This window comes from Lysobacter sp. Soil_N_51 (assembly GCF_057655755.1).
Genome location: NZ_JBDGLR010000001.1, coordinates 458,046 through 479,723 on the forward strand (window position 1 = coordinate 458,046; position 21,678 = coordinate 479,723).

The window sequence follows — 21,678 nt, forward strand, 5'->3', positions numbered from 1 at the left end:
TTGCTTATGTCGAATCCGACGTCTCAACTCCGCCGCCGCGCGACCCGCACCGCAGTCACGCGACATCACCCGACAAAGCAGGGGTCCCATGGCCAGCCCGCCCAACCCATCCGCCACGCCCGACGCATCCACCGAACCCGACGCCACCGGCAAACCCAACATTCTGGTGATCCTCGTCGACCAACTGCGCTTCCCGCGATACGCCTACGGCCCCCAAGGCGGCTTCGTCGACGACCTCAAGGACATCGTCGGCTTCCAGGGCGAACCCGACGCCGACAACGACTACCGCCCGTACTTCCCCGGCCTGTGGTCGCTGCGCAAGCACTCGGTGGTGCTGCGCAAACACACCATCGCCTCCTCGGCCTGCATTCCCAGCCGCAGCGCCTTGATGACCGGCCAGTACGGCGCGCGCACCGGCGTGACCCAGACCGACGGGCTGTTCAAGAACGGCGACGCCGCGGCGTTTCCATGGCTGGCCGCCGACGGCATCCCGACCCTCGGCCACTGGTTCCGCGGCGCGGGCTACAAGACCCATTACTTCGGCAAGTGGCACGTCAGCAATCCGCCCGAGCATTCATTGCAAAAATATGGCTTCGACGATTGGGAACTGTCCTGGCCCGAGCCGCACGGCTCCAGCATCAACAACCTCGGTGCGTACCGCGATGTCGGTTTCCGCGATCTGGTCTGCGGCTTCCTGCGCGGCCAGGGCCTCGGGCTGGCATACAACCGCCAGCTCGCCCAGCACGATCAAAGCAAGCCATTGACGCCGGACCCGAGCACCGAACCCAAGCCGTGGCTCGCGGTCGCCTCGTTCGCCAATCCGCACGACATCGCGACCTATCCGGGCCTGCCGCGCGGACTCGACCCCAACGCAAAACCAATCGGCCCGCTGATGGTTCCGGCCCAAGGGACCTGGAGCAACACGCCGACCGCCGGCACCTTGAGCCTCAACCTCAATCCGCTCGCGTTCCCGCAGGACAACGCCAACGTCCCGCCGAGCCTGGACGATCCGCTGACCAACAAACCGGCCTGCCAGTTCGATTACGCCTACAAGATGGGCCTCGCGCTCGCGTCCAAGACCGGACTGTCGGCGCAACAACAGGCGGGACTGGATGCGGTCAACGCCGCCTTGCTGTCGGGCATTCCGTTCCAGCTGACCGCCGATCCGTACAACGCGGCGCTGCGGTTCGTGCAGTACTACGCGTGGTTGCAGCATCTGGTCGACGGCCATATCCGCAGCGTGCTCGATGCGCTCGACGAATCGGGCCAGCGCGAAAACACCATCGTGGTGTTCATGGCCGACCATGGCGAATACGGCGGCGCCCACAACTACATGATCGAGAAGTGGCATACCGCGTATCAGGAAGCGCTGCACGTACCGGTGGTGATCCAGTCCGCGAAGCTCAACGCCGAGCCCGACATGCGCCAGATCGATGCGTTGACCAGCCACGTCGACATCGTGCCGACCCTGCTCGGCCTGGCCGGCCTGAGCGAACAGGACGTCGCGCGCATCGGCGAAGAATTGCGCCAGACCCGGCCGGTGCCGCCGTTCCCCGGTGTCGATCTGACTCCTGTGATCCGCGGCACCCAGAGCGAACCAACGCAACCCGACGGCCAGGTACGCGAAGGCATCCTGTTCGTCACCGACGACGAAATCACCGAGCGCCTGCACGGCGATGCCGATCCGCACCAGGTGCATTCGGACCGCGAATTCAAGATCTTCCTGGAGATGGTCGACGTGGTTCGCGACGGCAGCAGCAAATTGCCGTTCAACGGCCCGGTACCGCAACTCGCGCCCGGCCCGGTGCGGCAGCCCAACCACGTACGCTGCGTGCGTTCGGGCGAATGGAAACTGGTCCGCTACTGGGACCCGAACCAGGTCGAGGCCGACGAATGGGAACTGTACGACCTGGAACACGACGGCTGCGAGATGACCAATCTGCTGGTCACCAACGCGAGTTTTCCGACGCCGATCGCGGAACTGCCGCCGTATTACACCGACGCCGGCATCGTCGATACCGCCAATCGCTTGAACCGGTTGCTGCAGCGTTACGAAGCCGAAATGCTGTCTGCGCCGGAATCGGCTTGAGCCAACGAGCACCCGCGCCGGTGCGTCGTTGCGCTGAATAAAAAAGGGCCTCGCAATCGCGAGGCCCTTGGATTATTACGAACCACGGCGTGGCACAGCGGCGATGGCATCGGCGACGATATTGTCGCCGCGAACCAGCGCCTACTTCTCCACTTCAGCAAGTCGGCGGCCGCTACCTCAACCGTTCGCGGCCTCGATCAGCCATCGCGCCAGCTGCGCCGCCGGCACCCGCAACAAGGTCGGATTGACCTGCATCGCAAGCTCACCGCTGCCGGGATGAGCGCGCGGCAGGATCACCCCGCGCTTCGCCGCGCGTTCGGCCAGCACGGCCGGCTCTACGCCCGCGACCTTCAACACGAACCGGCAAGTCCCGTCGGCGATGCGGCGCGCGCTGAAGCGCGGGTCGGCCTGCAACAGAGCGATCAATTGCTCGGCCACGCGCCAAGCGTTCGCGTAGTCGGCTTCGAAGCCCGGCGCGTAACGCGGCACCAGAGCCACCTGCGGCCATGCCTGCGGCAAGGATCCGCCGAACATGCGGCGCGTGTGGTACAGGCCGTCGATGAAGGCCGCATCGCCGGCGAGGATCGCGCCGGACGCGGCGTTGAAATGCTTCCACAGCGAGACGTACACGGTATCGAACAGCGCGGCGTGTTCGCGCACGCTCTTGCCCGAATGCAGCGGCAGATTGAACAGGCGCGCGCCGTCCAGGTGCAGGCGGATGCCCTGCTCGCGCGCGTAGGCGCTGATGCGTTCGAGTTCGGCGAATTCGAACATGCGGTGATCCATGCGCCGCACCGGGTTTTCGATCGAGATCGCGCCGACCTTCATCGCGACCCGACCGCCGGCCGAGCGTTCGACCCAGTCGCGCACCTGCGCCAGCTCGAAGGTGGCTCGGCCCGGCGCGATCGGAATCAGATTCAAGCCGCTGAGCACTTCGGCGCAATCGCCGCTGTCGTTGTACAGATGGCTTTCGGCCTGGACCAGCACGCGGCGGTCGTTGCCGGCGAGCTTGCGGATCGCGATCTGGTTCGCCAGCGTGCCGGTCGGCAGGAAGATCGCCGCCTGCTTGCCGAGCATGTCCGCGAAGCTGCGCTCCAGCTCGGCGACGATGCCGCCGTTGGAGTAATAGTCCGCGCCGACCGCGCCGGCGGCCACGGTGTCGTGCAACAGGCTGGCGTACTCGCCGGGGTCCAGGCCCAGGCCGTCGCTGGTGAAATCCACGCGTTTGCCCGCCGCGCGCGGCGCATCGGCCTTGGCCTGCGCCGAGCCCATATGCGCCAGCATCGGCAGCGTCGCGGCCCAGCCGCCCAGGGCGAAGAATCGACGTCGGTCCATGCTCTCTCCTGACGATTGCTGTCGTCGGCCTGCCGCATCCGTGCATCGGAACACGTCGCCAGGCCGCATATCGTCGTCGAGCTTAGTCGCCGCGCGTGTTCATCGACAAGCAAGCGCGATTCGTATCGGGCTTGGTTTCGAAACGGCCTCGCAGTAATTTCGTTCGACCTTGCGCCACGCGCTTGCCCATATTGCCGTGGAGTTCGCCTTGGCGGCGCGAACGCGGGCGTTGCCGGGGGCGGCGGCCGCGGCGGCCGCAATTCCCCCGACCCCACGCGCGACCGCACCGGATTCACACTGCGCAACACCGGCTCCATCGCCGTATCGTCGTCCCGGTCGCAAGCCGCTTTCCCCGCACGCGTCGCCCACTATGCTCGGTTCCACGCCTCCACCCGGACTTCAACGTGATCAAGAGTTTCTTCTTCGTCGCCCGCCTCGCCGCCGCCTGGTTCGGCCTGTTCGTGCTGCTGGCGATGTTCGCCTCGGCGGTGCCGGCATTGGCGCACGAGGACACCAGCCCGCTGTTCCTGCTCGCGCTCATCGTCGTCGCCATCGTCATCACCCACGCGTTCTCGCATCTGCGCCGGGTGCGCCTGATCGCCGGCGAGGTCAACGCCAGCACCTTGTCCAACCGCCAGCGCCGCCAGATCGAGATGCCGTTCGATGCCGACGAGGCCTTCGATCTGCTCGACGCGGCGGTGCGCGAACTGCCGCGCACCTTCGAGCTGGAAAGCGCGCGCGACAGCCTGCAGGTGCGCGCCAAGGTGCATCGCCCCGGCCTGCACGGGCGCCACCCGCTGAGCCCGGTCACCCTGTACCACTGGTGGCTCGGCACCACCCGCAACCAGATCCTCGCCACCGTCGCTCCGGGTGAAGGCACCAGCCGCATTACTCTGATCTGCGAACCCGATACCGGCGCCTGGAGCGACTGGTTCCGGGTCGACGAAGGCACCAACTTGGAAAACGCCGAGGCCCTGGTGCGCGCGATCACCCGCCGCGTCGCCGAGCGCCGCCGCCACGAACGCGCCGCGGTCACCCGCACCGTGGTCGAGAAGGAACTCGCGGTCGCCAAGCTGAGCCTGCTGCATGCCCAGGTCGAACCGCATTTCCTCTACAACACCCTGGCCAGCGCGCAGTACCTGGCGCGCAACGATCCGCCGCGCGCCGACGAAATGCTCGGCCATCTGATCGATTTCCTGCGTCGTTCGCTGCCGCGCACCGAGGACTCGCTGTCCACCCTGGGCGACGAACTCGACCGTTCGCGCGCTTATCTGGAAATACTCAAGCTGCGCATGGGCGAGCGCCTGAGCCTGCAACTGGACGTGCCCGAGGAACTGCGCGCCCTGCCGCTGCCGCCCATGATGCTGCAGACCCTGGTCGAGAATGCGATCAAGCACGGGCTGGAACCCAAGCCCGGCGGCGGCACGGTGTGGATCCTCGCGCGCCGCGGCGAGCATTCGATCGCGATCACCGTCGCCGACGACGGCCTGGGGTTCAATGCGCAGACCGCCGGCACCGGCATCGGCCTGCGCAACCTGCGCGAACGTCTGCATCTGGTTTATGGCGGCGGCGCCGCGTTGTCGATCGTCGCCAACTTCCCCAACGGCGTCGCCGCCACCCTGACCATTCCGTCCCTGCAACAAGAAGAAACCGACCATGCCTAAGCCCCTCACCGCGGTGATCGCCGAAGACGAAGCGCTGCTGCGCCAAGCCCTGGTCGAAGCCTTGCGCAGCGCCTGGCCGGACCTGCGCATCGTCGCCGAATGCGAGGACGGCGCGGTCGCGCTCGAAGCGCTGGCCGAGCATTGTCCCGACGTCGCCTTCCTCGATATCCGCATGCCCGGCCTGAGCGGTCTGGACGTCGCGGTCGCCGCGACCGACGTCAGCCCACGGACCCAGATCGTGTTCGTCACCGCTTACGATCAGTACGCGATCGATGCGTTCGAACACGGCGCGATCGACTACCTGCTCAAGCCGGTCACGCCCGAGCGGCTCGCGGTCACCGTGCAACGTTTGCAGGCGCGCAGCGCGGGCTTCGGCGGGAGCCAAGGCGAAGCCGATGCGCTCACCGTGCTGTCGCAACGCCTCGCCGCGCAGCGCGCCACGGCGAGCGACAAGCCGCCGCTGACCTGGCTCACCGCCAGCGCCGGCCGCGAAACCCGGCTGATCCTGATCGACGACGTGGCCTATTTCCGCGCCGACAACAAGTACACCACCGTGGTCACCGCCGAGGGCGAGGCGCTGCTGCGCAAACCCATCCGCGAGCTGCTGGAAGTGCTCGACACCAACACCTTCAAGCAGATCCATCGTTCGACCATCGTCAATCTCAAGGCCATCGCCGGCATCGTCCGCGACGAAAGCGGCAAGGGCACGGTGCGGCTGCGCAACCGGCCCGAGACGCTGAGCGTGAGCCAGCCGTTCATGGCGCTGTTCCGCACGATGTGACGGTTCCATTGCGTCCCGCCTCGCCCATCTAACCGAGATCGATCATGCGCAAGCTCATCGCCGTCCTGTGTTACTCGTTCGTACTGGTGGGCTGCGACCTTGGCGGCAACACCATCGTGCATCGCGAGAACGACGGTGGCGTCGACATCATCCACAGCAAGGTCAAGATCGACGAACGCAGCGCTCGCTTCGGATGCATCGCCAGCCGCAGCGGGCTATGCCACTACAGCCTGTTCCGCAAGGTATGTCCGCGAGCCCCCGGCGCAGTGGAACCCGCGAATGCGCTAGCGAGCGCGGCGACCAAGCCGGACGGCGGCAAACCGGAGTGCTCCGATCGCATCGTCGAACGCTTCGTGGTCAAGGCCGGCACCATCCGCGCGGCGCTCGACATGAAGCCGGGCTTCACGGTCTGCGTCACTCCCGACGACACGCCGGTGTCGGCCGATTGCAAGCCGTCGGCGTCGTGAGTCGGCGGCGGCCCTGTTAAGGGCCGCCGCGGAGTACTCAGTCATCCGCCGATGTTCTTGAACGTGGTTGGCGTATCGAATGGATTCGACTGATCGCTTACATCGGCGTGACGATCATTCACCGCCATCGCGCATCGCCAGCAGCGCCAACTTCTCGCGGCTGCACGCGCCCAGTCGTATTCCCAATTGCCCGTTGCTCTGGATATCGACCGGCCACAGCATGCCGTGATCCAGAATGCTCCAAGGTCTGAATACGGGGACGCCACCGAAGAACGGCTCAACCTCGTGCGCTACCAGATGTTCGTAAAAATCCTGCGACTCCCAGCACCGATCTTCCTTCGCCCGCTCGCGCAGGTGATCGGTCAGAAACCCGGCCACTCGCCGGGCCGTCCTGGCCAGCGGGTCCTCGCGCTCATCGCGATGCCAGCTGTTGGACAAGTCGCGCTTGCTGGCGTCCGACAACTGCGACCACCAGCGGCGTACCGCCGGATCGTTCGACTGCGCATAGGGCATGTTGATCGAGGCCATGGTTCCTCCAGTCGTTGTGGGCAGGGAAACATTTGCAGTGCCGAATCGAACCGGCATCGTGGGTCGGGTACGCAGGGCCACGGACGTGCGGGCCGCCGATGCACAGACTCACGGGCGAATCGACAGCGCGGGTCGCGAGACAGATTCAATCGCTGGCGGCGGACTCCCCAGTCGGCCGCATCAAGGCGCCCCGAGCGGGACATCCGAAAACGAGCCGGCATGGTAGCGCCACCAAGGCGATTTCGGCGCGGTCCGGCGCGCGGCACTTCAGCGCCGGTCCGGGCGAGTTGCGCTATGATTCTGCTGCCGGTGAACGCCATATCGCGCGCGACCGGGCCATCCAAAGCAAGATTCCACTGCGTGAACGCGCCGCAGTCGCCCCCTCAGCCAAGCCTGTTCGACCTGCCACTGCGCACGGCTCAAGCCTCGTGCGTGCGAACGCTGCGCCACACCACGATGCGATCGCCGCGCGGATCGTCGTCGCTGCGTAACCACGGCTCGGCGGCGATCGTCGAGGTGCACGGCCCCAGGCTGCAGACCCGGATCGGACGCGCCAGCGCGATGCCGCGCAAGCTGTCGAGCACGCTGCGCAATACCGAGCCGGTGAACGGGGTATACAGATAGAACACCGTGCCCGCGGAAAGATCGGCCTTGCGCGCGTCGGCCTGGACGAAATCGACCCGGTCCAGATTCAGACCGCGCGCGCTGCGGCGTGCGATCTCGACATAGGCCGCCTCCAGCTCGACACCGAGACTGCGCGCCGGCGTGCACGCGGCGACCATGAGCGGTACGTGGCCCAGGCCCGCGCCCAGATCGATCAGCAAATCGCGCGCATCCAGACGCAGCCGCGCGATCAGATCGAAGATATGCCGCGCGGGCGTGGGTTGGTAGAACACCATCTCCGCGGCCGGTTCGATGCCGTCGGCCTGCGGCGGTTCGAACTGTAATACGCCGCTCAGCAGCGCATCGAGGTGATCGTAGGCGTCGCCGTCGGATTCGACCGCCGCCGCATCGAAGCCGGCGCCATCGGACGCGTACTGCAACAGCCGTCGCGCGCCGGCACCGCTTCGCAGGTCTTCGCGCAGATCGCGGCACACATCCTGATCGATCGCTTCAAGTTGGGCCTGCAAGGCCTGGGCGAGATCGAGCAAGGTTTGATTGGGCTCGACGCTTCCGGCCGCGACGGTCGGCAGATACAGCATCGCGCGCTCGATCCGGTCCAGCGCCTGCGCGCGTTCGCGCAATCGCGCGGGCGCCTGCCACGACGGATCGCGTTCCAGTTCGGCGAGCAGGGTCTGCAATGGGCCGATCATCGTGGGGCTCGAATTCGAGAAGTGCGCAACGGCTCGTCGCGCAACGAACCCATCATCCCGTCGCCACGCCGATCGCGCAACGCGCGCGGCCGTTCGCACTCGTCGACAGCGCCACCCTCAGCGAGCGGCCGCCGACGCCGACACCGAGTCTTCCAGCGCGCGCACCTCCGCCGGATCGAGCGCATCGCGATGCGCTCGCAAGAACGTCCGCACCGCATCGCGATACTCGGCGACGAAGCGCGGATTGCGCGGACTCACGACCAATTGCGCCGCGGTGCGCCGCACCGGCTCGCGATCCTGGTTCAAGCGATGGCGGCGCCCGTATTCGGACTCATCGACCATGATCGCGATATTGCGCTCGAAACCCGGCACATAACGGACCGCGAACGGCTCGCCCGGCGGCGGCAACAGATCGCTGGCGCGGACCGGGTACAAGGCGACATTCAAGGTGTCGAAGTCGACGTTTACATCGGCGCCATCGGCGGTCCTGAGCACCGCGCGATACGCGAACACGGCCTGCTCGCTGTAGCTGATCGGAACCTCATCGATGCCGACGACAGTCGCGCTGCCGGCGGTTCCGTAGGCATGCAGGAACAACGCATTGAGATGGCGGCCGCCCGGCAGATTGGCGATCCCGGCCGCCACGCCGATCGCGCACAGCCACAGCCAGCGCCTGCTGCCGGTCCAATGGCTCAGCAGCAAGGCCACGCCGTTGCAACCGGCGATGAGCAGCAGCAAGGACCAGAACGGATGGCGGCTGAGGAAATAGGCGACTGCGGACAAGGTGACCATGGTGTCGAAGTTCCCGGCAGGCGCGGCGTTGCCGCGTCAGCCTGACGTGCGCCGATGACAGCCTCGCGTCAGCGGCCGGATCGCGCCAAGCCCGATACGCGGCAGATCGTGCTTGCCTGGCTCGCCATTCGACGGCGTCGCGCACGCGCGAGCCGAGCCGTCGGATACATGCCGGCCGACAGGGTGTCGAAGTCGAACTTCAGGTCGCGTCCGTCGGCGGCGCTCCAGGCCGCCTGCGCCACAGCCACGGGCACTGAGGCATCACGCAGACGCGCCCTCGCGAATGCTGCATTGCACAAGCCAATGCCGGGGTTTTTGCCCTTATTTGCCCCTCGCCGCAGCGACTCGCCCGAGCAAACTTGACTAAATTGAAAAATAATTTTCATATTCTGAAAATCGCCCTCAAACGGCTCAGCCCGACCTGACGCCCAGTCCGAACGGGCTTTCCGGCCCGCTGCGAGGCTGGCCGCCCGAACCCGCCGAGATCCGTTCCGACCCCCATTCGTGGAGTGCGCAATGCCGAAGCTCGCCGCCCCACCCCGTCTGCAGCTCGCGCTGGCGATCGAACCGCTGCCGTTGAAAACGGCGTTCCGCATCGCCGGCCATCGCTTCGACGCGATGCCGGCGCTGACCGCGATCCTCAGCGACGCGCGTTGCCGCGGCCGCGGCGAAGCCAGCGGCGTCTACTACCTCGACGATCGTCCCGAAACGATGCACGCCACGCTGCAAGCGCATCGCGACGCGATCGAGGACGGCATCGACCGGCAACAACTGCGCGCATTGCTGCCCGCGGGCGGCGCGCGCAACGCGCTCGACTGCGCGCTGTGGGAATTGCAGGCGCAGCGCGAAGGCCGCCCGGTGTGGGCGCTGGCGCGGATGCCGCAGCCGCGGCCGCGCATCACCACCTTCACCCTCGGCGCCGACGATCCGGCGACCGTCGCCGCCAATGCCCTGGCCTATGCGCAGGCGCGCGCGCTCAAGCTCAAGCTCGACGGCGACCTGGACACCGATATCGAACGCATCCGCGCCGCGCGCCGCGCGCGCCCCGATACCACGTTGAGCGTCGACGCGAATCAGGCCTATCGCCTGGACAGCATCGCGCCGCTGGTCGCGGCGCTGGTCGATCACGGCGTGAGCCTGCTCGAGCAACCGTTCGCGCGCGGTCGCGAAGCTGATCTGGACGCACTCGATTGCCCGATCGATATCGCCGCCGACGAAAGCGTCCAGGGGCTGGACGAGGTCGACGCGCTGCGTGACCGGGTCGATGTGATCAACATCAAGCTGGACAAATGCGGCGGCCTGACCGAGGCGCTGCTGATCGTCGAACGCGCGCGCGCGCTCGGCATGAAGACCATGGTCGGCAACATGCTCGGCACCAGTTGGGCCGCCGCGCCGGCGTTCGTGCTCGCGCAGGCGTGCGATCTGGTCGATCTCGACGGCCCGGTGTTTCTCGCCGGCGACCGCGCGCACACGGTCGTCTATCGCGACGGCTATATCGATTGCCCCTCGCAGGTCTGGGGCAGCGGTGTCGCCGACCGCGAACACGATTCCGATACCGCTATCCGCGCGTCTGCGTCTTGAACCCATTCGACTCGAATAAGTCCGCTTCGGACCGCAACCCCGACCCTCCACCGCAGCACCGACCAGGCCCGCGACCATGACCCTCGACACCGCACGACTCAGCCGCCGCCGTCTGCTCCAGGCCTCCGCCGCCGCGGCGACTCTGGCCCTGCCCTTGCACGCCCTGGCCGCCGCCAAACCGGCCGCAAATCCAGGCACGAACGCGCATCCGACCACGACCAAGTATTCGCCGCGCGCCCGCGCCATCGTCGAACGCGCGCTGGTGATCGACATGCTCGCGCCGCTGCGCCTGGACCTGCGCGCGGACGCGTACGCGCTGCCGCTGAGCGACCAACACCTCGCCGATTTCCGCGCCAGCGGCATCGACGTGTTCCATAACTCGTGGGGACTGGGTGGCTCGGACGCGCGCGAACGCGTCGCCGAGCATCTGGCCGGCTGGAACGGCTGGATCGCCCGCCACAGCGACCTGTTCTGTCTGGTCGACAAAGCCGCCGATCTGGATCGCGCCAAGGCCACGGGCAAGATCGCGGTGATCGCCGGCGTGCAGAACGCCGAACACTTCCGCAGCAAGGACGACGTCGCGTTCTTCCGCGGCCTGGGCTTGCGCTGCGCGCAGTTGACCTACAACAGCCAGACCGTGATCGGCTCGGGCAGCACCGAGCGCGAGGATGGCGGACTGAGCGACTACGGCGTCAGCGTGCTGGGCGAAATGGAGAAGGTCGGCCTGCTGATCGACGTCTCGCATTGCGGCGACCGCACCACCCTGGACGCGATCGAACTGGCCAAGGGACCGATCGCGATCACCCACTCCAACTGCCGCGCGCTCAACGACCACCCGCGCCTGAAGACCGACGAGGCGATCCGCAAGCTCGCCGTCAAGGGCGGGGTGATGGGCATCACCGGTGTGCGCATGTTCGTCAGCGCCAAGGAACCGACCACGCTCGACAGCATGGTCGATCACATCGACCACGTGGCCAAGCTGGTCGGCATCGAACATGTCGGCATCGGCTCGGACGCGGACCTCTATGGCTACGACGCATTGCCGCCGGATCAGCTCAAGGCACTGCGCGATTCGTACAAGGCCAGCTACGGATTTCGCGAACGCATCGACATCGAAGGCTTCGATCGCCCGACCAAGATCTTTGAGCTGACCGAAGCGCTGATCCGCCGCGGCTACAGCGACGGCGATATCGAGGCGGTGCTCGGCGGCAACTTCCGCCGCTTGCTCGGACAGGTCTGGCGATGAGCGCCCGGCCCGGCCCAACGCGATAACCGACTAACGCGACACCACGTTCAAGCATCGTCACGACCGCCTTCGGGGAGAGAACCATGCCGCAGCTCGATACGCGCCACACCGCACGCCATGGCCTGGGCCTGGCGATCGCCTTCGCCCTGACCTCGTGGTCGGGCGCCGGCCTGGCCCAGACCGCATCGGATGCGTCCGGGGAAAAAACGCCCGAGCGCCCGAGCGCACAACCGTCGGCGACCCTGGAAGCGGTCACCGTCACCGCGCAGAAGCGCACCGAGAACGCGCGCAAGGTGCCCGCCTCGATCAGCGTGGTTAGCGAGCAGCAACTGGAAAACCAGCACGTCACCCAGTTGGCGGATTTGAACGGCTACCTGCCGGCGATGACCATCACCGATCGCGGCACGCCCGGCCAGACCGCGGTGTCGCTGCGCGGCATTCCGACCCTCGGCCCGGGCGCGGTGGTCGGCACTTACCTCAACGACACGCCGCTGGGATCGAGCAGCAACTTCGCCCGCTCCAGCGGTTTCGTGCTCGATCTGCTGCCCTACGATATCCAGCGCGTGGAAGTGCTGCGCGGCCCGCAAGGCACGCTGTACGGCGCCGGCGCGATGGGCGGACTGCTCAAGTACGTGCTCAAGGATCCCGATCTCGACAGTTTCGAAGGCCGTCTCGGCGGTGGCGTGTCCAGCATCGACGGTGCCGGCGGTAACGGCTGGAATGTGCGCGCCGGGATCAACGCGCCGCTGATCGAAGGCAGACTCGCGCTGCGCGCCTCGTTCGCCAACGAGTTCACTCCGGGCTGGGTCGACAACGCGTTTACCGGCCGCAAGGACATCAACGACACGCGCCAGCGCAGCGGTCACGTCTCGCTGCTGTGGCAGGCCAGCGACGATCTGAGCGTGAAGTTCACCGGCCTGCATCAGACGGTCGACGCCGACGACAACAGCCTGTCCATCCTCGATGCGAACCGCCGTCCGCGCTTCGGCCTGGACGGCACCGACAAGCCGGCCAGCGAGCGCTTCGAGAAAAAGGTCGATTTCTTCGCCGCCACCGTCGACTGGAACCTGCAGTGGGCCGACTTCGTCTCGGCCACCAGCTATTCCAGGACCAAGACCTACCAACTCAACGATCAGAGCAAGACCTACGGCCCGTTGTTTCCGTTGTTCGGCGCGCCCGAGGGCGTGTCGACGTTTCCGCTCAGCCTGGACCTGAAGAAATGGACTCAGGAGTTCCGCCTGGCATCCAAATCCGACGAACGCATCGAATGGATGCTCGGCGCGTTCTACACCCATGAGACCTCGGCCAACCACCAGGAACTCAGCGCGCGTTCCTTCGCCGGCGCGCCGGTCGCCGGGCTCGACCCGCTGGCGATCGTCGACTTGCCCTCGACGTATAAAGAACGCGCGCTGTTCGGCAACCTCACCTACAAGTTCAGCGAACGCTTCGATATCACCGCGGGCCTGCGTTACGCCAGCAACGATCAGGACTTCAAGCAGATCGCCACCGCCGGCAGCTTGCTTGCGTTGGGCACCACCACCGGCCAGTCGTCCGAGGAGGTCACCACCTACCTGCTCGGCGCGCGCTGGCATCTGGACAATGACAGCCTGCTGTATGCGCGCATCGCCAGCGGCTATCGTCCCGGCGGCCCGAACGTCGCACTGCCGGGCGTGCCGCCCTCGGTCGATTCCGACAGCCTGGTCAATTACGAATTCGGCTGGAAATCGTTGTTCCTCGATCAGCGCGCGTCGATCGACCTGGCCGCGTTCCTGATCGACTGGAAGGACATCCAATTGTCTGCGTCCACTCAAGATGGACTGACTTACTCGGCCAACGGCGGCAAGGCGCGCAGCCGCGGCGTGGAGCTGACCTCGGCGTTCAAGCTCACGCCGAACCTGCGCGTGGGCTTCAACGGTTCGTTCACCGATGCCTCCCTGATGGAGGACGCGCCTTCGCTGCGAGGGCTGTCCGGCGACACTCTGCCGGGCATTCCGCGCTGGACGGCGGCGCTGAGCGCGGATTACGACTTCCAGTGGGGCGCCGGTTTCAACGGCCATGTCGGCGCCGGTTACCAGTGGATCGGCAAGCGCAAGACCAATGTCGATCACAACCCGAACGCCGCGCCGTTGCCGGCGAGCGGACAGCTCAACCTCAACGCCGACGTGTCGCACGACCACTGGACGCTGCGCCTGTACGTGCGCAACCTCACCAACGAACGCGACATCACCTCGCTGGGCCCGGTCACCAGCGCCACCACCGGCGCGATCGTGGAGTGGCAGGCCAACCGCATCCAGCCGCGCACGATCGGGCTGGAATTCGATGTTTGGTTCTGAACGCAACGCGCGCCGCGAACCACGCATCCCTTGATCGCGGTGCATCAGTCATCGAACCCGAGCGGCGCTCGCCGCTCTCATTCGCAGCCTCACCGGCGACCGTCCCTCGCCACGGCCCGACCTCACAACGGAATGTCCGCATGTCGATTTTCGCAGCAACCGCTACGCCCCCTTTCGAATCGCTCGATCTGCCCCAGCCTTATCTGTTGTTTCTCGGCGACGTGAGCCACCCGGCCTACGCGAAGACCGCATTGGGCCTGCGCGACTGGGCGCCCGAGCGCTGCGTCGGCGAACAGCGCTTGCACGGGGCCGGCGTCAGCGTGGGCCTGCCGGCGATGACGCCGTCGCAAGCGCGCGAAGCCGGCGCGCGCGCGCTGGTGATCGGGGTGGCGAATGTCGGCGGGGTGATTCCCGATCACTGGATGCCGGCCCTGCTCGATGCCTTGGCTAACGGACTGGACCTGATCAGCGGCATGCATATGCGACTAAGCGACATCCCTGCCTTGCGCGAACAGGCGCAGCGCCTCGGCCGGCGCCTGATCGACGTGCGCGAACCACCGCCGTCGCTGCCGGCCGCGAGCGGACGCAAGCGCAGCGGCAAGCGCGTTCTGACCGTCGGCACCGACTGCGCGCTGGGCAAGAAATACACCGCGCTGAGCCTGGCCAGCGCGCTGCGCGAACTCGGTGTCGATGCCGACTTCCGCGCCAGCGGACAGACCGGCATCCTGATCGCCGGACGCGGCTTGCCGATGGACGCGGTGGTGTCGGACTTCGCCGCCGGCGCCGCCGAATGGCTCAGCCCCGACGCCGATCCCGCGCATTGGGACGTAATCGAAGGCCAGGGGTCGTTGTCGCATCCGGCCTACGCCGGCGTGTCGCTGGCGTTGCTGCACGGCAGTCAGCCCGATGCGATCGTGGTCTGCCACGAGCCCGGCCGCCGCGAGATGCTCGGTTATCCGGGTTATCGGCTGCCGAGCATCGAGGACACCATCGAACTGAATCTGTCGCTGGGCCGCCGCACCAATCCGGCGATCCGCTGCGCCGGCATCAGCTTGAACACCTCGCAATTGAGCGAACAAGACGCGCAGACGCTGATCGCCAGCGAAAGCGCGCGTCTGGGTTTGCCGGTGGCCGATCCGATCCGCGGCGGCGCGGCCCTGCGCGCCTTGGCGCGCGCCTGCCTGGATACGTCGCCGTGAACACGCCGCGCGAAGGCCGCGCATCATGAGCGATCCGACCCAGCGCGCCTCGTGGTTCCAGCGTTATCTGCTGCCCGGCTTCGCATTCAAGGCGGTGGTGATCGGCGGCGGTTATGCGACCGGGCGCGAACTGGCCGAATTCTTCCTGCCCAGCGGACCCTGGGGCGGCGTCGCCGGCATGCTGCTGGCGATGGCGCTGTGGAGCGTGGTGTGCATGGCGACCTTCGTGTTCGCCCACACCGCCCACGCCTACGACTACCGCAGTTTCTTCAAGCAGTTGCTCGGGCCGTTGTGGGGCTTGTTCGAGTTCGCCTACCTGGCCTTGCTGATCGTATTGCTGGCGGTGTTCGGCGCGGCCTCGGGCGCGATCGGCGCGGCCATGTTCGGCTGGCCCGCGCTCGCCGGCAGCCTGTGCCTGATGGTCGGCATCGCCGCGTTCGTCAGCTTCGGCAACGAAGCGGTCGAACGTCTGTTCAAGTGGGTCTCGTTCTTTCTGTACGGCATCTACGCCTTGTTCGTGCTGCTGGCCTTGTCGCGCTTCGGCGATCGCATCGCGGCCAACTTCGCCCTGCCGCACAGCGGCGAGGGCTGGGCGCTCAACGGCCTGACCTATGCCGGGTACAACATCATCGGCGCGGTGGTGATCCTGCCGATCGCGCGCCACTTCCGCGGCCGTCGCGACGCGCTCGCCGCCGGCCTGATCGCCGGACCGCTGGCGATGCTGCCGGCTTTGCTGTTCTTCGTGTGCATGATCGCCTACTACCCGCGGATCACCGACGAGGCCCTGCCCTCGGATTTCCTGCTGCAACGCCTGCAGATGCCGTTGCTGCACGGCGTGTTCCAATTGATGATCTTCTCGGCCTTGCTGGAAAGCGGAACCGGCGCGGTGCATGCGATCAACGAACGCGTGGCCGCGGTGTGGCGCGCGCGGCGCGGCGACGCGCTGCCCAAGCGCGCGCGTTTGGCGATCGCCGCGGCCTTGCTGATCGGTTCGATCTTCCTCGCCGACCGCTTCGGCCTGGTCGCCCTGATCGCCCAGGGTTACCGCGGCCTGTCCTATCTGTTGCTCGCCGTCTACGTAGTGCCGTTGCTCACCTGGGGTCTTTGGCTGTTGTGTAGCGGGCGCCTGCGTCCGCCGACCGCGGCGCCACCCCTCGCTCATTCCTCTGGAGGACGTCCATGAAATTGTCGCGTCTGAAATCCTTCGCCGGCTCGCTGTTGCTGGTCGCCGGCATCGGCGCCCCGCACGCGCAGCCGGCGCCGTTGTCGCCGGCCCCGCCCGCGGCCGCGATGCCCGCGGTCGCGCCCGCCGTTGCCGAATCCGCGCCCGCGCGGCTCAACCCGCAGGAACTGGCGGCGTATGTCGACGGCGTCGTCGAGTCCTACCAGCGCCGCTTCGGCATCGCCGGGGTCACCGTCGCGGTGGTCGACGCGCAAGGGCCGCTGCTGTTGCGCGGCTATGGCGTGGCCTCGCAGGACCCGCCGCGTCCGGTCAGCGCCGATCGCACCTTGTTCCGGATCGGTTCGGTGTCCAAGACCTTCACCTATCTGGAAACACTGAAGCTGATCGACGCCGGCAAGCTCAAGCTCGACACCCCGGTCAACGATTACCTGCCGGCCGAGCTGAGACTGCCCGACGACGGTTACAAGCCGGTGCTGCTGCGCCATCTGCTCACCCATACCGCCGGTTACGAAGACTCGGCCTTCGGCCACTTGTTCGCCAAGGACCCGAAGCAAGCGCTGAGCCTGCACGACTACCTGCAAAAGCATCGCCCCGCGCGCGTGCGCGAGGCCGGCACCCGCGCGGTCTATTCCAACTACAGCGTCACCCTGCTCGGCGAAGTGTTGTCGCAGGTCAGCGGCGTGCCGTTCGAAGCCCTGATCGAACGCGACTTGCTCGCGCCGATGGGCATGCACCGCACCACCTTCCGCGAACCGCTCGGCGCGGGCGATCCGCGCGATTCGGGCGCCGCGTTCAAGGGTCTGTGGTCGACCGGCCATCAGCGCAGCGCGGGCGGGTTCGAACCCAAAGGCTTCGAGTACATCGCCCAGGTCGGTCCGGCCGGCGCGGTGTCGAGCAATGCCGCCGACATGAGCCGTTATCTGCGCATGCTGCTCAATCGCGGCGAACTCGACGGCCGCCGCATCGTTTCGGCCGAAGCCTTCGCCAAGCTGGAAGGCGCGCCGCTGTTCCGCAACGCGCCCGACGCGACCGGCCTGGCCTACGGTTTCTTCCGTCGTCAGTACGGCCAGGTGCATGGCCTGGAACATGGCGGTGCGACCCTGTACTTCCATTCCAATCTGCTCGCGGTGCCCGAGTTGGGCTTCGGCGTGTTCGTGTCGACCAATACCGACACCGGCGCGCGCCTGGCCGCGGAATTGCCGGCGCTGTTGCTGCAGCACTATTTCGAACGCGCGCGTCCGGCCGCGCTGCCGAAGCCGGCGAAAGACGCGGCGACCGCGCTCGCGCCCTACCTGGGCAAATACCTGAGCGAGCGCCGCAACCATCGCCAGTTCGAGAAACTGCTGACCGCGTCCAACGGCGATGTCGGCGTGACGAAAGACGGCTATCTGACCTTGACCGCCGGTGGCGAGACCTCGCGCTGGGTGCAGGAAAAGGCCGACGTGTTCCGCGCGGTCGAAGGCCCGGGGCGGTTGGTGTTCCTGCGCGAGAACGGCGCGGTGGCCGGCTTCGTGTCGCCGTACGGCCACGATGTGCTGGCGCGCGCCGGTGTGTTCGATACGGCGAATGCGCTGTACGGCTTGCTGGCATTGAGCGTGCTCGCCTCGCTCGGCGTGCTGACCGGCGCCTGGCTGCGGCGGCGCGCATCGCCCAAGCATCCGTCCTCGCCGGCGCATCGCGGCGCGCGTTGGCTGACGATCACCGCGATCGCGTGGCTGGTGTTCGCGATCGCATTCGGCGTGTCGTTCGCGCAGATCGTCTCGGCCGGCAACGATGCGATCTACAGCTACCCGACCGGCCTGCTGCGTCTGGCCTTGTGGCTGGGTGTGCTGCCGTTGCTGCTGAGCCTGCTCGATGCCGCGCTGCTATGGCCGGTGTGGCGGTCGAAGGACTTCGGCGTATGGCGCAGGCTGCGCCATACCCTGGTGGTGGCGATCTACTTGCTGACCGCGTACGCGATGTGGGTCTGGAATGTGATCGGCTGGAAGTTGTGAGCAATCAAAGCGCGCGACATCCAAACCGATTCGCGAACTGAAACCAGAGCGTCGGGCTTGAAAGCCCTCCCACAACAGACCTCGCCGCATCGGCATCTTTTGTGGGTGGGGCTTGCGCCTCGACACTTTTCGCTCGGATCGCCGCAATCTGAAACAAGCACATCGGATTTGAAAGCAATCCCACAAAAAAACTTCAGCACCACCGATACCTAGCCTCCAGCCCCGCTGTCTCCGATTTGTCACGAAACAGCCATAAATTGATCGAATCCCGCTGCGCGTGGTCCGCGATCCGACCTGTCGAGCGCACTCAATCAAGGCCCTTCCCGCAATGCGTTATTTCACGTTGGTTCTGCTGCTGACCCTGCTGTTGTCCGCTCCGCTTCAGGCCAAACCGCCGTATGTCGAACTGGAGCAGCGGCTGACGCCGGAGCAATTGCGCGAAGTCGGTCTGTCGGCCGAGCAACTGGCCACGCTCAACCGGATGCTGCGCGAAGCCGACGCCAAGTCCACGGCAGCGGTCGCCGAGCCGGCGCCGCAAGCCAGCGACGGCCCGCAGGTCGGCGCCGGCGCGCCGCCGGTGCGCGCGCCCGGCACGGGTCAGTTCATCGGCCTCAACGATGAGCCGATCAAGAGCCGGCTCAAGCACGATGTCAGCGGTTGGGAACCGGGCACCGTGTTCGAACTGGAAAACGGCCAGCAGTGGAAGGTGCTCAAGGGCAGCATGAAACTGAAGAAGCCGATGGTCACGCCGGAGATCGTCGTGGTCCCCGGCGTTGCCGGGCGCTGGTTCATGCAGGTCGACGAGGACATGCCCAAGGCGCGGGTGTATCGGATCGATTGACGCCGAGTCAATTAACTCCGACTCGATCGATGAGGTCGCATCGCTCGCGCCGCATCGATTGATTCCGCGGCACCGACGCATCGCTGACACAGGCCGATGCTGGACTGTGCGGGCCGGCCGCGCTTCGGCCGGCCCACTCACGCCCAGGAACCCGCCCATGCCGACACCCCGCATCGCCTTGCTCGCCCTCACCCTGGCCGCCTGCGCCGTCGGCGGCCACGCCGACGCGGCCAGCGCGCGCGACAGCTGGGTGGTCGCGCAGATCCGCGACTACAACCATCCGTATGCGGCCACCGCGAGCGGCGAACTCGATACCAAGCTGGCGACGATGGCGCGCAGCGCCTACGACTTCTATCGCGGCAGCGATCACATCTTCTTCGAGGACATGGCGACCCGTCCGGCCTCGGCGTATGCGACCGCGCAGACCGGCACTACATGGATCGGCGGCGACACCCACCTGGGCAACTTCGACGCCGCGCGCGACAGCAGCGGCAAGGCCGTGTTCAAAGTCGCCGATTTCGACGAAGGCTACCTCGGCCAGTACGTGTGGGACCTGCGCCGGCTCGCCGCCAGCATGGTCCTCGCCGGCCGCGACAACGGTCGCAGCGACGCCGACATCGGCGCCGCGATCGACACTATGCTCGGCGCCTATCTCGACCAGATGGCGCAGTTCAAAGGCAGCAATGGCGAAGCCAGCTTCCGCCTGGACAAGGACACCACCACCGGCGTGGTCGACGACACCATCGACCAGGCCGACGGCAAGAGCCGCGCGAACCTGCTGGCGAAATACACCGCGCTCAGCGGAACGGCGCGACGCTTCCAGAACCTGTCGAACCTGATCGCGGTGCCGGCGGCGACCTACAGCGACGTGACCGCGGCGATGCCCGCCTACGTCGGTTCGATCGCCGCCTCCAAGCGCTATCCGAGCAGCTATTACACGGTGAAGGACGTGCATCGCAAACTCGGCTCGGGGGTCGGCAGCCTCGGCAAGCTGCGTTATTACGTGCTGATCGAGGGCGCGACCTCGTCGTCCTCGGACGATGTGATCCTCGAACTCAAGCAGCAGGCGGTCAGCGCGGTGGCGACCGCCGCGCCCGGGCGCCTGCCGTCCTCGGCGTACGAAAGTCATCAAGGCATGCGGGTGGCGCGCACGGCCAAGGCTCAGGTCGTCAATGCAGAGGTATTGATCGGCCATGCCAGCATCGCCGGCCTGCCCTTCTACGTGCACGAGAAGTCGCCGTTCCAGGAAGACTTCGATGTCGCCAAGCTCGACAGCGCGGGTAAGTTCAACACCGCCGCGCAGTACGTCGGCCAAGCGCTGGCGAGCGCGCATGCCCTGGCCGATCAGGACTACGACGCCACTGTGGTCAGCTACAGCATCGACAAACAGGTCACCGAGGCGGTGACGAGCCGCAGTGGCTTCAAGTCGGAACTGCGCGCGTTCGCCTTCGATTACGCGGCGCAGACGCAACTGGACTGGCAGGCGTTCGTGGACGCCTACGAGGCGGGCACGCCGCTGTACTGAACGTCGTCGCGGTCGCGGCGCTCAATCCAGTCCGCTGCGTCCCGGCGCCCAGTACGGCTTGCTGCGCAGTTGCGTCGCATCGACGCCGTGGGCCTTGAGCGCGCGACCGATCCGCTGGATCGCCGGCGCGCGTCCGGTCAGCACGAAGCTGGTACGGATCTCGGCACTGCGTCGCACCGCATCGATGGCTTCATCCATATGGCTGTCGTCGTCGCGTCGCTCAATCAGGCGTACGTTACTTAGGCCCAGCGCGTGCAGCACCGCGCGCGACTGGGTCGGCGAGACCACTTCGAACACGCAATGCAAACCCGGTTCGTCGCGGCGCAAGGCCGCGGCAAGTCCGAACGAAGTCTCATCGCCGAACAGCACCGTGCACGATGCGAGGTTCTGCAGGTTCAAGGAACCACGCGGACCGAACAGCGCCCTCGCCTCGCCGGCGCGCGCGCCGCGTACCCAATCGGCGCCCGGTCCGCGCCCGTGGCAATAACCGACGATGCGCATGCGGCCGCTGTGCGGATCGAAGTCGAATGGGGTGTAGGTGCGGGTCTGCAGGCCGCCGTCGAGCTTGATCTGGACCTTGTCGCCGGGCATCCAGTCGTAGTGCCTGAGCGAATCGCCCTGCAGGGTGATGAAACGGAAATCCGGCTGTGGCGCCTCGACGTCAGTGACCTGGACCATGCGCATCAGCAGGCGGGTGAAGGCGCGTTCGATCAGGCCGGCGCCTTGCGGCAATGACAGGGGAACCGCGGTTTGTCGCATACGCAATGAACTCCTGGCTCAGTGATGCCGGTGACGGTCGGCGCGCTA

19 protein-coding genes are annotated in these 21,678 nt (G+C 66.7%); 12 read left to right on the forward strand and 7 right to left on the reverse strand.

Annotated features, from left to right (window positions below):
* Window positions 1–88: 88 nt before the first annotated feature.
* A complete protein-coding gene (locus AC3A4T_RS02115) occupies window positions 89–2,089 on the forward strand; it encodes a sulfatase-like hydrolase/transferase (protein ID WP_487673859.1) in 2,001 nt (666 codons plus the stop codon).
* 177 nt (window positions 2,090–2,266) lie between these two features.
* Here AC3A4T_RS02115 and AC3A4T_RS02120 read toward each other — a convergent pair whose 3' ends face one another.
* Window positions 2,267–3,424 (reverse strand): threonine aldolase family protein, encoded by a 1,158-nt coding sequence (locus AC3A4T_RS02120; protein ID WP_487673860.1) that lies wholly within the window; start codon window positions 3,422–3,424, stop codon window positions 2,267–2,269.
* A gap of 404 nt (window positions 3,425–3,828) precedes the next feature.
* Between AC3A4T_RS02120 and AC3A4T_RS02125 the strand changes: the two genes are divergently transcribed.
* From AC3A4T_RS02125 to AC3A4T_RS02135, 3 genes are read left to right on the forward strand one after another with little or no spacing between them, the layout of a single operon-like run.
* On the forward strand, window positions 3,829–5,088 hold the full coding sequence (locus AC3A4T_RS02125; protein ID WP_487673861.1) for a sensor histidine kinase: 1,260 nt from the start codon (window positions 3,829–3,831) through the stop codon (window positions 5,086–5,088).
* Window positions 5,081–5,869 carry a LytR/AlgR family response regulator transcription factor gene (locus AC3A4T_RS02130; protein ID WP_487673862.1) on the forward strand — a complete coding sequence of 263 codons (789 nt, stop codon included), beginning with the start codon at window positions 5,081–5,083 and terminating at the stop codon, window positions 5,867–5,869. The genes AC3A4T_RS02125 and AC3A4T_RS02130 overlap by 8 nt, the downstream gene beginning before the upstream one ends.
* A 44-nt stretch (window positions 5,870–5,913) precedes the next feature.
* A complete protein-coding gene (locus AC3A4T_RS02135) occupies window positions 5,914–6,336 on the forward strand; it encodes a hypothetical protein (RefSeq protein WP_487673863.1) in 423 nt (140 codons plus the stop codon).
* Between the two features lie 114 nt (window positions 6,337–6,450).
* On the opposite strand, the gene AC3A4T_RS02140 is transcribed toward AC3A4T_RS02135, so the two are convergent.
* The 4 genes from AC3A4T_RS02140 to AC3A4T_RS02155 form a co-directional block, all read right to left on the reverse strand.
* Window positions 6,451–6,864 carry a hypothetical protein gene (locus AC3A4T_RS02140; RefSeq protein ID WP_487673864.1) on the reverse strand — a complete coding sequence of 138 codons (414 nt, stop codon included), beginning with the start codon at window positions 6,862–6,864 and terminating at the stop codon, window positions 6,451–6,453.
* A 419-nt stretch (window positions 6,865–7,283) separates the two neighbouring features.
* The gene (locus tag AC3A4T_RS02145) at window positions 7,284–8,177 is read right to left on the reverse strand and encodes a methyltransferase domain-containing protein (protein WP_487673865.1); all 894 of its coding nucleotides are present in this window, start codon (window positions 8,175–8,177) and stop codon (window positions 7,284–7,286) included.
* Between the two features lie 117 nt (window positions 8,178–8,294).
* Window positions 8,295–8,969 (reverse strand): hypothetical protein, encoded by a 675-nt coding sequence (locus AC3A4T_RS02150; protein ID WP_487673866.1) that lies wholly within the window; start codon window positions 8,967–8,969, stop codon window positions 8,295–8,297.
* A gap of 68 nt (window positions 8,970–9,037) precedes the next feature.
* Window positions 9,038–9,355 carry a hypothetical protein gene (locus tag AC3A4T_RS02155; protein WP_487673867.1) on the reverse strand — a complete coding sequence of 106 codons (318 nt, stop codon included), beginning with the start codon at window positions 9,353–9,355 and terminating at the stop codon, window positions 9,038–9,040.
* A 130-nt stretch (window positions 9,356–9,485) separates the two neighbouring features.
* Between AC3A4T_RS02155 and AC3A4T_RS02160 the strand changes: the two genes are divergently transcribed.
* From AC3A4T_RS02160 to AC3A4T_RS02185, 6 genes are all read left to right on the forward strand, one after another.
* Entirely contained in the window at window positions 9,486–10,550 is a 1,065-nt protein-coding gene (locus tag AC3A4T_RS02160) for a dipeptide epimerase (protein WP_487673868.1), read from the forward strand.
* 76 nt (window positions 10,551–10,626) lie between these two features.
* The gene (locus AC3A4T_RS02165) at window positions 10,627–11,796 is read left to right on the forward strand and encodes a dipeptidase (protein WP_487673869.1); all 1,170 of its coding nucleotides are present in this window, start codon (window positions 10,627–10,629) and stop codon (window positions 11,794–11,796) included.
* Between the two features lie 83 nt (window positions 11,797–11,879).
* Entirely contained in the window at window positions 11,880–14,129 is a 2,250-nt protein-coding gene (locus tag AC3A4T_RS02170; protein WP_487673870.1) for a TonB-dependent receptor, read from the forward strand.
* 140 nt (window positions 14,130–14,269) lie between these two features.
* Window positions 14,270–15,328: an N-acetyltransferase DgcN family protein gene (locus AC3A4T_RS02175; protein ID WP_487673871.1), complete on the forward strand. Its 1,059-nt coding sequence runs from the start codon at window positions 14,270–14,272 to the stop codon at window positions 15,326–15,328.
* 25 nt (window positions 15,329–15,353) lie between these two features.
* Window positions 15,354–16,511, forward strand: a complete 1,158-nt coding sequence (locus AC3A4T_RS02180; RefSeq protein WP_487673872.1) for a YkvI family membrane protein — start codon at window positions 15,354–15,356, stop codon at window positions 16,509–16,511.
* Window positions 16,508–18,505 (forward strand): serine hydrolase domain-containing protein, encoded by a 1,998-nt coding sequence (locus tag AC3A4T_RS02185; protein ID WP_487673873.1) that lies wholly within the window; start codon window positions 16,508–16,510, stop codon window positions 18,503–18,505. Before AC3A4T_RS02180 ends, AC3A4T_RS02185 begins: the two co-directional genes overlap by 4 nt.
* Before the next feature lie 4 nt (window positions 18,506–18,509).
* On the opposite strand, the gene AC3A4T_RS02190 is transcribed toward AC3A4T_RS02185, so the two are convergent.
* Window positions 18,510–18,689 carry a DUF6053 domain-containing protein gene (locus AC3A4T_RS02190; protein ID WP_487673874.1) on the reverse strand — a complete coding sequence of 60 codons (180 nt, stop codon included), beginning with the start codon at window positions 18,687–18,689 and terminating at the stop codon, window positions 18,510–18,512.
* Window positions 18,690–18,833: 144 nt separating this feature from the next.
* On the opposite strand from AC3A4T_RS02190, the gene AC3A4T_RS02195 reads away from it, so the two are divergent.
* Both AC3A4T_RS02195 and AC3A4T_RS02200 read left to right on the forward strand, forming a co-directional pair.
* Window positions 18,834–19,346 carry a hypothetical protein gene (locus AC3A4T_RS02195; protein WP_487673875.1) on the forward strand — a complete coding sequence of 171 codons (513 nt, stop codon included), beginning with the start codon at window positions 18,834–18,836 and terminating at the stop codon, window positions 19,344–19,346.
* Window positions 19,347–19,503: 157 nt separating this feature from the next.
* Window positions 19,504–20,871 (forward strand): DUF2252 domain-containing protein, encoded by a 1,368-nt coding sequence (locus tag AC3A4T_RS02200; protein ID WP_487673876.1) that lies wholly within the window; start codon window positions 19,504–19,506, stop codon window positions 20,869–20,871.
* A gap of 21 nt (window positions 20,872–20,892) precedes the next feature.
* On the opposite strand, the gene AC3A4T_RS02205 is transcribed toward AC3A4T_RS02200, so the two are convergent.
* Window positions 20,893–21,630, reverse strand: coding sequence for a siderophore-interacting protein (locus tag AC3A4T_RS02205; protein ID WP_487673877.1), 738 nt, complete (start codon window positions 21,628–21,630; stop codon window positions 20,893–20,895).
* Between the last annotated feature and the right edge of the window lie 48 nt (window positions 21,631–21,678).

What these genes read in the sequence shown, in the direction of transcription:
- AC3A4T_RS02115 (WP_487673859.1), top strand. Translation starts at nt 89, where the DNA reads ATGGCCAGCCCGCCCAACCCATCCGCCACGCCCGACGCATCCACCGAA.
- AC3A4T_RS02120 (WP_487673860.1), bottom strand. Translation starts at nt 3,424, where the DNA reads ATGGACCGACGTCGATTCTTCGCCCTGGGCGGCTGGGCCGCGACGCTG.
- AC3A4T_RS02130 (WP_487673862.1), top strand. Translation starts at nt 5,081, where the DNA reads ATGCCTAAGCCCCTCACCGCGGTGATCGCCGAAGACGAAGCGCTGCTG.
- AC3A4T_RS02135 (WP_487673863.1), top strand. Translation starts at nt 5,914, where the DNA reads ATGCGCAAGCTCATCGCCGTCCTGTGTTACTCGTTCGTACTGGTGGGC.
- AC3A4T_RS02140 (WP_487673864.1), bottom strand. Translation starts at nt 6,864, where the DNA reads ATGGCCTCGATCAACATGCCCTATGCGCAGTCGAACGATCCGGCGGTA.
- AC3A4T_RS02145 (WP_487673865.1), bottom strand. Translation starts at nt 8,177, where the DNA reads ATGATCGGCCCATTGCAGACCCTGCTCGCCGAACTGGAACGCGATCCG.
- AC3A4T_RS02150 (WP_487673866.1), bottom strand. Translation starts at nt 8,969, where the DNA reads ATGGTCACCTTGTCCGCAGTCGCCTATTTCCTCAGCCGCCATCCGTTC.
- AC3A4T_RS02155 (WP_487673867.1), bottom strand. Translation starts at nt 9,355, where the DNA reads ATGAAAATTATTTTTCAATTTAGTCAAGTTTGCTCGGGCGAGTCGCTG.
- AC3A4T_RS02160 (WP_487673868.1), top strand. Translation starts at nt 9,486, where the DNA reads ATGCCGAAGCTCGCCGCCCCACCCCGTCTGCAGCTCGCGCTGGCGATC.
- AC3A4T_RS02165 (WP_487673869.1), top strand. Translation starts at nt 10,627, where the DNA reads ATGACCCTCGACACCGCACGACTCAGCCGCCGCCGTCTGCTCCAGGCC.
- AC3A4T_RS02170 (WP_487673870.1), top strand. Translation starts at nt 11,880, where the DNA reads ATGCCGCAGCTCGATACGCGCCACACCGCACGCCATGGCCTGGGCCTG.
- AC3A4T_RS02175 (WP_487673871.1), top strand. Translation starts at nt 14,270, where the DNA reads ATGTCGATTTTCGCAGCAACCGCTACGCCCCCTTTCGAATCGCTCGAT.
- AC3A4T_RS02180 (WP_487673872.1), top strand. Translation starts at nt 15,354, where the DNA reads ATGAGCGATCCGACCCAGCGCGCCTCGTGGTTCCAGCGTTATCTGCTG.
- AC3A4T_RS02185 (WP_487673873.1), top strand. Translation starts at nt 16,508, where the DNA reads ATGAAATTGTCGCGTCTGAAATCCTTCGCCGGCTCGCTGTTGCTGGTC.
- AC3A4T_RS02195 (WP_487673875.1), top strand. Translation starts at nt 18,834, where the DNA reads ATGCGTTATTTCACGTTGGTTCTGCTGCTGACCCTGCTGTTGTCCGCT.
- AC3A4T_RS02200 (WP_487673876.1), top strand. Translation starts at nt 19,504, where the DNA reads ATGCCGACACCCCGCATCGCCTTGCTCGCCCTCACCCTGGCCGCCTGC.
- AC3A4T_RS02205 (WP_487673877.1), bottom strand. Translation starts at nt 21,630, where the DNA reads ATGCGACAAACCGCGGTTCCCCTGTCATTGCCGCAAGGCGCCGGCCTG.